Raw genomic sequence first — 11,145 nt, 5'->3', positions numbered from 1 at the left:
CCCCCCCCCCCCCCCCCCCCCCCCCCCCCCCCCGGCAGTACCCGTTACTGCAGGACGCTCATTCCTCCAGGAACAGGCTCACCACATCGTTGGTGAATCGGCGGCCCAGCTCGGTCGGCTGCACATGGCCATCCGTCACGTCCAGCCAGCCGCGCTGCACGGCCTCGGCCAGCGGTGCATCCAGCACGCTGCGCGGCAGCCCGGTACGCGACTCGAAATCGCGCAGGCCGAAGCCTTCGTGCAGGCGCAGCAGATTCAGCATGTACTCGAACGGCAGGCGCTCGGCTGCGATCACATCGTCACCGCCGAACGAGGCCGGGGTGCCCGCGCTGTCCAGATAAGCCTGCGGATGCTTCAGCTTCCAGCGTCGCAGCACGTGTTCCTCGGCACCCGAACTGATCTTGCCGTGCGCGCCGGCACCGATGCCCAGGTAATCTCCGAAGCGCCAGTAGTTCAGGTTGTGCGCGCTCTGTCGGCCGGGGCGCGCGTAGGCGCTGACTTCGTACTGGCCGAAACCGGCCTGCGCGAGCAGTGCCTGGCAGTGTTCCTGCATGTCCCAGGCATTGTCTTCATCGGGAATGCCCTGCGGCGGCCGCGCGAAGAACACCGTGTTCGGTTCCAGGGTCAGCTGGTAGTGCGAGATGTGCGCCGGCTGCAGCGCGAATGCACGTTCCAGGTCGGCCTCGGCGCCGGCCAGGGTCTGTTCCGGCAGCGCGTACATCAGGTCGATGTTGAAGTTGTCGTAGCCCGCATCCTGCGCCATCTTCACCGCGCGCTCGGCTTCGCCACTGTCGTGGATGCGGCCCAGGCGCTTGAGCATCGCATCGTCGAAACTCTGGATGCCGAAGCTGAGGCGGTTGACGCCGGCCGCGCGGTAGCGGTCGAAGCGGCCGTGTTCGGCGGTGCCCGGGTTGGTTTCCAGGGTGATTTCGGCGTTGGGGGCAATGCGCAGGCGCGCGCTGGCCTGCTGCAGGAAGCGGTCGATCGCCTCCGGCGGAAACAGGCTGGGCGTCCCGCCACCGAAGAACACGCTGTGCACCACCCGGCCCCAGACCAGTGGCAGGTCCTGGTCCAGATCGCGCAGCAGTGCATCGATGTAGGCGTCGAACGGCAGCTCGCCCTTGGCCTGGTGCGAGTTGAAATCGCAGTACGGGCATTTGCGCACGCACCAGGGCAGGTGCACGTACAACGACAGCGGTGGTGGCACCAGTCGCGGCGGGCTGTCGTGGTCAGCGGAGCAGGCTTCGCCGGGCAGGTGGTTGCAGTGGTCGTGGGCGTGCGGCATGGGCTTCTTCGGTAGTGCCGGCCGCTGGCCGGCTTCCCTGGTTCGATCGGGTGGCGTCAGTACAGCGTCGCCAGCTGCTGCTTGAGCTGCTGCAGGGCAATGGCGCGGTGGCTGATGGCGTTCTTCAATGCCGGCTCCATTTCCGCGGCGGTCAGGCCGTGGGTGGTGTCCAGGAACACCGGGTTGTAGCCAAAACCATTCGTGCCACGCAGTTCGCGGATGATCTGGCCTTCCCAGCGGCCTTCACAGATCAGCGGCTGCGGGTCGGTGGCGTGGCGCAGCAGCACGATCACCGCATAGAAGCGGGCGCTGCGCTGGCCATCGGGAATGTCGGCCATCGCGTCCAGCAGCTTGGCATTGTTGGCCGCAGCATTGGTCGGGTGGCCCGCATAGCGCGCGCTGTACAGGCCCGGCGCACCGCCGAGGGCATCGACGATCAGCCCCGAATCATCGGCCAGCGCCGGCAGGCCGGTCGCTTCGCAGGCCGCGCGCGCCTTCAGCAGCGCGTTCTCGACGAAGGTCAGGCCGGTCTCTTCCACGTCGCCCAGGCCCAGTTCGGCGGCCGAGGTGATCTGCAGCGGCAGGTCGGCGAGGATCTCCTGCATCTCCACCAGCTTGCCGGCGTTGTGGCTGGCCAGTACCAGTTTCTTCATTGACGGGGCTCCAGCAGGTCCCAGGTGTTGCCATACAGATCGCGGAACACCGCGACCGTTGCGTAGGGTTCTTCGCGTGGCGCTTCCAGGAACTCGACGCCGGCGGCCAGCATCGCCGCGTGGTCGCGATGGAAGTCGTTGGTGTTGAGGAAGAAGCCGACGCGGCCACCGGTCTGGTTGCCGATGCGGCTGCGCTGTTCCTCGTCGCTGGCGCGGGCCAGCAGCAGGGCGGCAGCGCTGCCGTCGGTCGGCCCCACCACCACCCAGCGCTTGTGGCCCTGGTCGATGTCTTCCAGCAGTGCGAAGCCAAGCTTGCCGGTGTACCAGGCGATGGCTTCGTCGTAGTCGGCCACTACCAGGGTGGTCAGGGCGATGCGGCGATTCATGCCGACAGCGCCGCCTGCTGTGCGGCCAGCAGTTCGCCCACGCCCTTCTCGGCCAGGCCCAGCAGCGCATCCAGTTCATCGCGGCGGAAGGCATGGCCTTCGGCGGTACCCTGCAGCTCGATGAAGCCGCCACCGTCGTTCATCACCACGTTCATGTCGGTGTCGCAGTCGCTGTCTTCGGCGTAGTCCAGGTCCAGCACCGGAGTGCCGCGGTAGACGCCCACCGACACGGCAGCCACTGCGCCCAGGATCGGGTTGCGCTTGATGTCGCCACGCTTCATCAGCACGTTCACCGCATCGACCAGGGCCACGTAGGCGCCGGTGATGGCGGCGGTGCGGGTGCCGCCGTCGGCCTGCAGCACGTCGCAGTCGAGGGTGATGGTGCGCTCGCCCAGCGCGTTGCGGTCCACACAGGCACGCAGGCTGCGGCCGATCAGGCGCTGGATCTCCAGCGTGCGGCCACCCTGCTTGCCACGGGCCGCTTCGCGGTCGCTGCGGGTGTGGGTGGCGCGCGGCAGCATGCCGTACTCGGCGGTCACCCAGCCTTCGCCCTTGCCACGCAGGAAGCCCGGCACGCGGTTCTCGACGCTGGCGGTGCACAGCACACGGGTTTCACCGAAGCACACCAGCACCGAACCTTCGGCATGGCGGGTGAAGCCGCGTTGGATGACGACCGGGCGGAGCTGGTCGGGCTGGCGGCCGCTGGGGCGGGAATCGGACATGGTGCGGGTTCCGTAATGGCGAGGGAGTACGCCGCCACGCCCGCGGCCTTCACGGGGCGGGCAAGGGGGCTCTGGTGAGGGCGCTAGGGTACCATTCCCCCTTTGCACGCACCGGACACAATCCATGATTCGAAGCATGACCGCCTATGCCGGCGGCGAGCGGGTCACCCCGTGGGGCACGCTGGGCTGCGAGCTGCGCTCGGTCAACCACCGTTTCCTGGAGGTCGGCACCCGCCTGCCCGAGGAACTGCGCGCGCTCGAACCGCAGTTGCGCGAGCGCATCGCCGCACGTCTGAGCCGCGGCAAGCTGGATCTGGTGATGCGCCTGCGCGCGCCGGAAGCGGCGGCCAACCTGCAGGTGGACGAGGCCCTGCTGGGCCAGCTGGGCCGCCTGGCCCACCGCCTGACCTCTGATTTCCCCAACCTGCAGGTCAGCTTCACCGACCTGCTGCAGCTGCCGGGCGTGACCCGTGGCGAGGCCACCGATGCCGCCGCCCTGCAGGTCGAGGCGTTGGCCCTGCTGGACCAGGTGCTGGACGGCTTCGTCGAGGCCCGTGAGCGCGAAGGCGGCAAGTTGTCTGCGGCCATCAGCGAGCGTGTGGACGGCATCGAGCGCATCGCCACCGAAGTGCGCACGCTGATTCCGGCCATTCGCGACGGCCAGCGCGCCAAGCTGGCCGCCCGTCTGGCTGACCTGCCGCACCCGGTCGACCCGGGCCGTGCGGAGCAGGAGCTGGTGCTGTGGCTGCAGAAGCTGGACGTGGATGAAGAGCTGGACCGGCTCGGCAGCCATATCGTCGAGATCCGCCGCGTGCTCAAGCAGCGCGAGCCGGTCGGCCGCCGCCTGGACTTCCTGCTGCAGGAGTTCAACCGCGAAGCCAACACGCTGGGCTCGAAGTCGGTGGACAGCCGTACGTCCAATGCCGCGGTGGAGCTGAAGGTGCTGATCGACCAGATCCGCGAACAGGTGCAGAACATCGAGTGATGTTCCGCGCAATTGCCTGGGAGGATCACAGTCCTTCCAGGTAGTCCCCGGCTATCGCGATGCAGTGGTCGAAGTCTGGCGTGTAGTCCAGCGTGTCGATGGCCTTGAACGCAATCTTCAATGTCGGATGGGGATTGCGGATCTGATCAAGAAACGTTGATCGATGGCGGACCAGTGCGTCTGCGGCGGCCGCCAGCGCGTCCGGCTCGCGTTCGATGACCAGCGCAAGATCGAACAGGTCTCGGGCCGTTGTTCGATGCCCGCGATGGAACATTTTCTTGGCGATGATTTCCGCCGACGTTTCCACGCGTATGCGCTGCCCATCGATCGTCCATTCCTCCCAGGCATCATCGAGAAGATTGGCGCCGCGACGAAATCCACCTCGCCTTCCTCGAACTGCAGCTTTACCCAGGCGCTGGGATCTTCGCTGTAGTCGCCGGTAAGGCTCGCGGCCATATCGCTCAAGCGGGGAGTAACGAACCCCAGGTACTGGGGATTCGGCACGAAGATGTCGATGTCCTTGCTGAGCCGGTGCCGATGTCGAAACATCAGCGCCGTTCCGCCGCCCAAGGTCCAGAACGGATCGGTGATGCCGCCGTGGCGCTGGATCTCCCCGATGAGGACAAGCGCCCGAGGCAGCAGCGCCTGCCAGGCGCCGGCCGGCAATTCGCGGTTCACATCCACAGGTCCTTGCGATGGGCAGAAAGTGTGTTGGCCATCTTCGCCACGTTGCGCCAGATGCGCCGTGGTGGCATCTGCGCGCCGATTGCAGCTTCCTCGACCGCCATCACCATCATGGCGGGAGGGGCTTCATCCAGCAGGTGCGCCATCTGCGCCGCGTAGGTGGCAGGAACTTCCCCACTGACCAGCACGCGCGCCAGTTCGCCAGCCGTCAGTTCGCTTGCGTAGCTCACGTTGGCGGTGCGTGCGGCCATTTTCAGGCCTTGCTTGCGCAGCCGGCTTTCGGTGGTGGGTGCCGGTACATCCAGACCGAGCACGGCCATCACCTGTCCCACGCGATTGACACCCAGGTCACTCAGGGTGCCCCCTTCCAGGCCGACCACGGTTTGCCGGGAAAGGCCGCTGAGATGAGCCAGTTGGCCTTGCGACAGACCAAGCTGCTCACGGCGGGCGCGAACCGCCTTGCCGATGTCGATCAGGTTCATGGTCTGATTGTCCAATATTTTGGACACAATTCAAGTGCCCGGAAGCGGCACGTTGGCAAACCTTCACATCTCAAACCACGCTGATGCCCGGCGCTCCTTCGCCCAAACGCCCCACCACGGCTGCCTGGCCGAACCCCGCGTCGTGGAAGCAGGCCAGCACCGCATCCACCGCCTCCGGGGCGCAGGACACCAGCAGGCCGCCGCTGGTCTGCGGGTCGGTCAGCAGTGGCTGCCAGTGTGCCGGCAACCCATCGGCGAAGCGCACCTCGGCGCCATAGGAAGCCCAGTTTCGGTGGGAGGCGCCGGTCACGCAGCCACGCTGCAGCAGCTCCAGCGTCTGCGGCAGCAGCGGGATCTGCGCGCTGTCCACTTCGGCGGCAACGCCACTGGCGCGGCACACTTCCAGCAGGTGGCCGAGCAGGCCGAAGCCGGTGACATCGGTCATGGCGTGCACGCCGTCCAGCGCGGCCAGCGGCACGCCCACGGTGTTCAGGCGGGTGGTCGACGCGACCATCTGCCGGTAGCCCTCGGCATCCAGCACTTCTTTTTTCAGCGCTGACGAATACACGCCCACGCCCAATGGTTTGCCCAGCACCAGCGCGTCGCCGGCGCGGGCATCGGCATTGCGCTTGAGCCGCTGCGGATCGAGCACGCCGATCGCAGCCAGGCCGTAGATGGGTTCCACCGAATCGATGCTGTGGCCGCCGGCCACCACGATGCCGGCATCGGCGCAGGCGCGTTCGCCCCCCTGAAGGATGCCGCGGATGGTGTCCTGCGGCAGGGTGTTGATCGGCATGCCGACGATGGCCAGTGCGAACAGCGGGCGCGCGCCCATCGCATACAGGTCCGACAGCGCGTTGGTGGCGGCGATGCGGCCGAAGTCGAATGGATCGTCGACGATCGGCATGAAGAAATCAGTGGTGGCGACAATCGCCTGGCGGTCATCGAGGCGGTACACCGCCGCGTCGTCGCTGGTCTCGCGGCCGACCAGAAGTTCAGCCGGTGCCGGAAGCGCTGGAATGCCGCGCAGCAGTTCGGTCAGCACACCCGGCGCGATCTTGCAGCCGCAGCCACCACCATGTGCCAGCGAGGTCAGTCGTTGCGGGGCATCGGCCGTTGAAGGGGCGGGGGACTGCGCGTGCGTGGCCATGCCGACATCTCCTGCGGAAACACGAATGGCGGAAGGCAGCAGGAGTCGAACCTACCAGGGAACGATCGACGCCCCCTACTGGGTTTGAAGCCCAGCCGCATGCCCGGATGCGCATGCCTTCCGAAAGTACGGCGGTACCGGTGGGCTCAGTCGCGGGCTGCGTTCCACTGCAGGTCACCACGCGGCCGATGCTGGTCACCGACGCGTCGAGTGTAGCCAACGCGATTGAAGAACTCCAAGATCTGGATGCTCCGTTTGCGGCCCAGGCCGATGGCATCGCGGAAGGCGGCCGCATCCACCGTGCCGCTGGCCTGTGACAGCTGCGCGACGATGGCGGCGAGTTCCGAAATGCGCGCGGGTGCATAGAACAGGTCCGGCACCACTTGAAACAGTTCGCCACGCGCGGCGGCGCGGCGCAGGACGGCGCGGACCTCGTCTTCGGCCAGTCCGAAGTCGGCGGCCAGGGTACGCACCCACGGTGGATCGAAGCCGCCGGCGTGCAACTGAGGTAGCACGCGGTCCAGCAGCAAGCGTTCGCGTTCCGGTGGCGCATGGTCGTGGCCGGGCAGGCGCCACCACGCACCCGCGCGCTGCACGAGGCTGTCTTCAAGCAGGTCCTGCAGCAGGGCGTTCCACAGTCCTGCTGCCAATGCAGGAAGGGTGCTGCGCTGCAGGCGCCCGCTGTCGACACCCGGCTCGTCCGGGCGTCGCTCATGCCATCCACGCAGTGAGGTGATCACCTGCTCGCGCAATGCCTGCCAATGCGAGGCAAGGATGATCACCGTGTCTTCGCGGGTGGCGATGCGTCGCGTGTCTGCAGGAAGATCGATCCGGTCGGCCGCGCGCCGGCAGTACCGTTGCAGCGCGGCCATAGGTATGCCGAAGGGCGCCTGCTGCAACAGCGGGCCGATTCCCGCACCTGCGGCCAGGTGCTCCAGTGCTCCCAGCCAGGCGAGCCGTGCGGGGCTGCGCCGGCGCCGCTGCGGCGGATCCGGGTCGAGCACGACGCCACCACCCAGCGTATGGGCCGCAGCTGAATCGCGGGCAATGAAGCGATCGCCACACATCGCACAGACGGGTGCATCGAACACCAGTTGCACCAACTGCCCATTGCCGTGATCGTCGTCCTCCAGCAGCACCACATGGGCCTGCCGGTGCATCGTGCCCCAGTGGATATGCAGCGGCGCCCAGTCGCGCAACGGTGCGGACAACGCGGAAAGACGCAGGCGCACATCGACTCGGGTGGTCGCCAGCAGGGCGCGCGGGTCGGCGATCCAGTCGCCACGGTGGATGTCATCACGGGCGATGGCCGCCAGGTTCAGCGCGCAGCGCTGCCCGGCCATCGCGTGGTCGCTGGCCTGGTTCTGTGCGTGGATGCTGCGCACGCGTACGTCGGTGGCGGCGGGCATCAGCTGCAGGTGGTCGCCCACCATCGCGACGCCGCCATGCACTGCGCCGGTCACCAGCGTGCCGTGGCCGGCCAGCGAGAACACGCGGTCCACCGGCATGCGGAACAGTTCGCTGCGCAGTTCGGCCTGGCGCGTACTGGCGTCGTCCGCTGCCCACGCGTGCAGCTGGGTACGCAGTGCGCTGATGCCGGCATCGTCGGGTGCGGTGCTGTTGCAGGCGAACAGAGGGGAATCCTGCAACGGTGTCGCGGCCAGCAGCGCAGCGATCTCGATCTCGACCCGGGCGATGCGCGCCGCATCCACACGGTCGATCTTGGTCAGCGCCACAGCCCCCCGGTTCACGCCCAGCAGTTGCAGGATCGCCAGATGCTCGCGGGTCTGTGGCATCACGCCGTCGTCGGCAGCGATCACCAGCAGGGCGACATCGGTACCCGTGGCACCGGCCACCATCGTGTGCACGAAGCGCTCATGGCCCGGCACGTCGACAAAACCCAGCGTCGCGGCGGGGCCTTCGACGTCCGTGCTTTCCACCGGGACATAGGCGTAGCCCAGTTCGATCGATATGCCGCGCGTACGCTCTTCCTGCAGGCGATCGGTTTCGATGCCGGTCAGTGCGCGTACCAGGCTTGTCTTGCCATGGTCGATATGCCCGGCGGTGCCGACGATCATGCCTGCAGCATGCTCCATTGGGCGAGGAGGGCCGCTTCGTTCCCGGGGTCCAGGCAGCGCAGGTCCAGCCACAACGCGTCATCGGCGATGCGGCCCAGCACCGGGCGCGGTAGCTGGCGCAAGCGCTTGGCCAGGCGATCCAGCCCGCCACGGCGTGCGCTGGTGATGCGCAGTCCGGCGCTGGCCAGCTGTGCCTGTGGCTGCGCGCCGCTGCCGACCTGGCTGTGCATTGAGGCCTCTTCAAGGGTGTAGTCGTCTGCCAGCACGGACTGCATCGGCTCCAGCAGGCGATGGGCCTGCGCAGCAACGTCATCCTGCGTGCGCGACAGGGTGCGCAGGGTGGGCAGCCGCTGTGTCAGCAGCTCCGGCTCGCGGTACAGGGCCAGCACCGCTTCCAGCGCAGCCAGTCCCATCTTGTCCATGCGCAGTGCGCGCTTGAGCGGGTTGCGGTTGATCCGCGCGATCAGGTCGGCGCGGCCGGCGATGATGCCGGCCTGCGGACCCCCCAGCAGCTTGTCGCCGCTGAACGAAACCAGATCGGCGCCGGCCGCCAGCGTTTCCTGCACGGTGGGTTCGTGCGGCAGGCCGAACATGCCCAGATCGCACAGGCTGCCACTGCCCAGGTCCACCACCAGCGGCAGGCCATGCTCGTGCGCGATCGCGGCCATCGCCGCGGTGTCGACCTTGGCAGTAAATCCGGTGATCGCGTAGTTGCTGGCGTGCACCTCCATCAGCAATGCGGTGCGTGCGCCGATGGCGTTGGCGAAGTCGGCCGGATGGGTACGGTTGGTGGTGCCGACTTCCAGCAGCCGCGCGCCGGCACTGCGCATCACGTCGGGAATGCGGAAGGCGCCACCGATCTCCACCAGCTCGCCGCGAGACACCACCACGTCGCGGCGGTTGGCCAGGCTGTTTAGCAGCAGCAGGACCGCCGCCGCATTGTTGTTGACCACGGTGGCGGCTTCAGCGCCGGTCAGTTCGCAGATCAATGCCTGTACCCGTGCATCGCGGTCGCCGCGACGGCCACGTACGACGTCGAACTCCAGGTCCACCGGCGCGGTCATCGCGCGAGTGACTGCGTGTACGGCGGCATCGGGCAGCAATGCGCGGCCGAGATTGGTGTGCAGCACGGTGCCGGTCAGGTTGAACATCGGCTGCAGGTCCAACCGTGCATCGGCTGCGAGTGCGGCCTCGACCGTTGCGGCCAGCGCTGGGCCCTCAACCGCTTCCTGCAGCTGCGCGGTCGACAACTGGCCGGCGCTGATACGCTCACGCAGCACCTGCAGGTGCGAACGCAGCAGCTGGGTGATGCGGCTTCGACCGTGGCCTTCGATCAGTGGCGCCAGTGCAGGCAGGCGCAGCACCCGGTCCAGCGAGGGCAGGGCGGCGGCCGATGCCGGGGTGGGGGGCGTGGCGCTCATCGCCTCAATCGCCGTCGGATTGCCACAACAGCGGACTCTGGCTGGCACGTGCATAGCCTTCCTCGGCCAGCAGCAGATCCAGCGCCAGCGTGCCGAGGTCATCGGCAACCGGCTCCAGTGACGGGTCTTTCTCCAGATACAGGATCTTGCGGTAGCTGTGGCAGTGGTCGCAGGTCTCGGCACGCACCGCGCTCTCGCGCACGGCCTCGCCGCTGTCGCCGTCCACATCGGCCAGGGCGCGATAGGCGATGTCCTTGCCGGCGGCACCACACTGGCTGCACTGCACGCGCACGTAGTGCCACTGGCAGGCGCACAGCGAGCACGACAGGTAGCGGTAGGACGCATAGGGCGGCCGCGCCTGCACTACGCTGACCACCGGTAGCGAGCCGCACAACGGGCACAGGCCGGGTGCATCGGCCAACGGTTTCAGGTCGGTGGGGCGGAAGCTGTCCGTCAGCACCGACCAATAAGCCTGCAGTGCATTCATGACCAGCAGCGCAGCGACCGCATCTACCGACGGCGCGTCATCGCGCTCCAGCACGGCATGCGCCTGCGCATCCAGCCAGGCATCGTCGGCCGCGGCGACGCGCTGCAGCTCCTGGCGGGTTTCCACCGGAAGCCCGGCCTCGTCGGCACAGTGCTGGCACAGCGTGCGCAGCCAGTCGCGCCAGCGTCCATCCAGTTGAAGCGTGTTGGCCGGCCGCAACGGCATGCCGGCACCGGCCGCCGCACTCGACTGCTGTGCACGTGCGTGCGACTGCAGCGCCTCGCGTTGCTGCGGTGTCAGCTCGTCCAGCAGCGCCTGCTGTGCATCGGCCAGCGCCGCCAGCAGTTGCAGGTAGCCGCCGATGGCACTGCGCGCAGCCAGGCTGCGCAGGCGCGTCGCGCGCTCAGCAAACAGGGACGTGACATCGGGCAGGATGATGCGCGGGACATCGCGCGATGCGAGCGTCTCGATCTCACCGGGTTCAAGGATGCGTTGCGCCATGCAGGGGCGGCCAGAAGAACCAGGCTCCATCCTCGCCGTTGTCGGCGCTGGCGTCCAGCGTGCTGCCAGCCATCCGAAACGCCGGGGTCAGATCCGTTTTCCAGAAGAGGAACGGATCTGACCCCATCGGTTGTTGCCGTGTTCATCGTGTCGACCAAGGTCGACACCCACCAACAGCAACGCAGAACCCCGTCCCGACAGATCGCAGGAAACTGTCGAAGGCGGGGTGGGTCCGGTTGCGGGGGCGTGAGCCGCATGGATGCGGCGACCGAGCTTACATGGACGTACTTGCAGCGTCCCCCGCAACCGGA

At 67.6% G+C, this 11,145-nt stretch carries 10 protein-coding genes, 1 tRNA gene and 2 pseudogenes; 1 reads left to right on the top strand and 12 read right to left on the bottom strand.

The annotated features are described in order from the left end of the window. Positions 1-58: 58 nt before the first annotated feature. The 4 genes from hemW to rph are packed head-to-tail and all read right to left on the bottom strand — an operon-like array spanning position 59 to position 3,046. Positions 59-1,285, bottom strand: a complete 1,227-nt coding sequence (hemW, locus tag HLA98_RS21050; RefSeq protein WP_057499401.1) for a radical SAM family heme chaperone HemW — start codon at positions 1,283-1,285, stop codon at positions 59-61. Between the two features lie 56 nt (positions 1,286-1,341). Beyond that, entirely contained in the window at positions 1,342-1,938 is a 597-nt protein-coding gene (rdgB, locus tag HLA98_RS21045) for an RdgB/HAM1 family non-canonical purine NTP pyrophosphatase (protein ID WP_005410891.1), read from the bottom strand. Then, positions 1,935-2,324, bottom strand: coding sequence for a VOC family protein (locus HLA98_RS21040; RefSeq protein WP_057499400.1), 390 nt, complete (start codon positions 2,322-2,324; stop codon positions 1,935-1,937). The genes rdgB and HLA98_RS21040 overlap by 4 nt, the downstream gene beginning before the upstream one ends. After that, positions 2,321-3,046 (bottom strand): ribonuclease PH, encoded by a 726-nt coding sequence (gene rph, locus HLA98_RS21035; protein WP_005410889.1) that lies wholly within the window; start codon positions 3,044-3,046, stop codon positions 2,321-2,323. The genes HLA98_RS21040 and rph overlap by 4 nt, the downstream gene beginning before the upstream one ends. Positions 3,047-3,170: 124 nt before the next feature. Here rph and HLA98_RS21030 point away from each other — a divergent pair, with 124 nt between their 5' ends. Further along, positions 3,171-4,031, top strand: coding sequence for a YicC/YloC family endoribonuclease (locus HLA98_RS21030; protein WP_019661992.1), 861 nt, complete (start codon positions 3,171-3,173; stop codon positions 4,029-4,031). A 124-nt stretch (positions 4,032-4,155) separates the two neighbouring features. On the opposite strand, the pseudogene HLA98_RS21420 reads toward HLA98_RS21030, so the two are convergent. The 8 genes and pseudogenes from HLA98_RS21420 to fdhE all read right to left on the bottom strand — a co-directional run. Then, positions 4,156-4,305 (bottom strand): annotated as a pseudogene (locus HLA98_RS21420) (nucleotidyl transferase AbiEii/AbiGii toxin family protein); the annotation flags it as partial. Between the two features lie 209 nt (positions 4,306-4,514). Continuing rightward, positions 4,515-4,580 (bottom strand): annotated as a pseudogene (locus tag HLA98_RS21310) (nucleotidyl transferase AbiEii/AbiGii toxin family protein); the annotation flags it as partial. A 125-nt stretch (positions 4,581-4,705) separates the two neighbouring features. After that, positions 4,706-5,197 (bottom strand): helix-turn-helix domain-containing protein, encoded by a 492-nt coding sequence (locus tag HLA98_RS21020; protein ID WP_049443665.1) that lies wholly within the window; start codon positions 5,195-5,197, stop codon positions 4,706-4,708. 70 nt (positions 5,198-5,267) lie between these two features. Further along, on the bottom strand, positions 5,268-6,347 hold the full coding sequence (gene selD / locus HLA98_RS21015) for a selenide, water dikinase SelD (RefSeq protein ID WP_057499399.1): 1,080 nt from the start codon (positions 6,345-6,347) through the stop codon (positions 5,268-5,270). A gap of 26 nt (positions 6,348-6,373) precedes the next feature. Beyond that, positions 6,374-6,469, bottom strand: a tRNA-Sec gene (locus tag HLA98_RS21010). 24 nt (positions 6,470-6,493) lie between these two features. Beyond that, on the bottom strand, positions 6,494-8,425 hold the full coding sequence (selB, locus tag HLA98_RS21005; RefSeq protein WP_057499398.1) for a selenocysteine-specific translation elongation factor: 1,932 nt from the start codon (positions 8,423-8,425) through the stop codon (positions 6,494-6,496). Next, on the bottom strand, positions 8,422-9,846 hold the full coding sequence (selA, locus tag HLA98_RS21000; RefSeq protein WP_057499397.1) for an L-seryl-tRNA(Sec) selenium transferase: 1,425 nt from the start codon (positions 9,844-9,846) through the stop codon (positions 8,422-8,424). Before selA ends, selB begins: the two co-directional genes overlap by 4 nt. Positions 9,847-9,850: 4 nt before the next feature. Continuing rightward, positions 9,851-10,834, bottom strand: a complete 984-nt coding sequence (fdhE, locus tag HLA98_RS20995) for a formate dehydrogenase accessory protein FdhE (protein WP_057499396.1) — start codon at positions 10,832-10,834, stop codon at positions 9,851-9,853. Between the last annotated feature and the right edge of the window lie 311 nt (positions 10,835-11,145).

It is taken from the genome of Stenotrophomonas africana (genome assembly GCF_013004645.1).
Taxonomy (GTDB): Bacteria; Pseudomonadota; Gammaproteobacteria; order Xanthomonadales; family Xanthomonadaceae; genus Stenotrophomonas; species Stenotrophomonas africana.
The sequence above is the reverse complement of the archived record's forward strand: the minus strand, read 5'-3'. Positions and strand labels throughout refer to the sequence as shown.

Bases quoted from the DNA above. Each gene is read 5' to 3' on its own strand.
- hemW (WP_057499401.1), bottom strand. From the start codon at position 1,285: ATGCCGCACGCCCACGACCACTGCAACCACCTGCCCGGCGAAGCCTGC.
- rdgB (WP_005410891.1), bottom strand. From the start codon at position 1,938: ATGAAGAAACTGGTACTGGCCAGCCACAACGCCGGCAAGCTGGTGGAG.
- HLA98_RS21040 (WP_057499400.1), bottom strand. From the start codon at position 2,324: ATGAATCGCCGCATCGCCCTGACCACCCTGGTAGTGGCCGACTACGAC.
- rph (WP_005410889.1), bottom strand. From the start codon at position 3,046: ATGTCCGATTCCCGCCCCAGCGGCCGCCAGCCCGACCAGCTCCGCCCG.
- HLA98_RS21030 (WP_019661992.1), top strand. From the start codon at position 3,171: ATGATTCGAAGCATGACCGCCTATGCCGGCGGCGAGCGGGTCACCCCG.
- HLA98_RS21020 (WP_049443665.1), bottom strand. From the start codon at position 5,197: ATGAACCTGATCGACATCGGCAAGGCGGTTCGCGCCCGCCGTGAGCAG.
- selD (WP_057499399.1), bottom strand. From the start codon at position 6,347: ATGGCCACGCACGCGCAGTCCCCCGCCCCTTCAACGGCCGATGCCCCG.
- selB (WP_057499398.1), bottom strand. From the start codon at position 8,425: ATGATCGTCGGCACCGCCGGGCATATCGACCATGGCAAGACAAGCCTG.
- selA (WP_057499397.1), bottom strand. From the start codon at position 9,846: ATGAGCGCCACGCCCCCCACCCCGGCATCGGCCGCCGCCCTGCCCTCG.
- fdhE (WP_057499396.1), bottom strand. From the start codon at position 10,834: ATGGCGCAACGCATCCTTGAACCCGGTGAGATCGAGACGCTCGCATCG.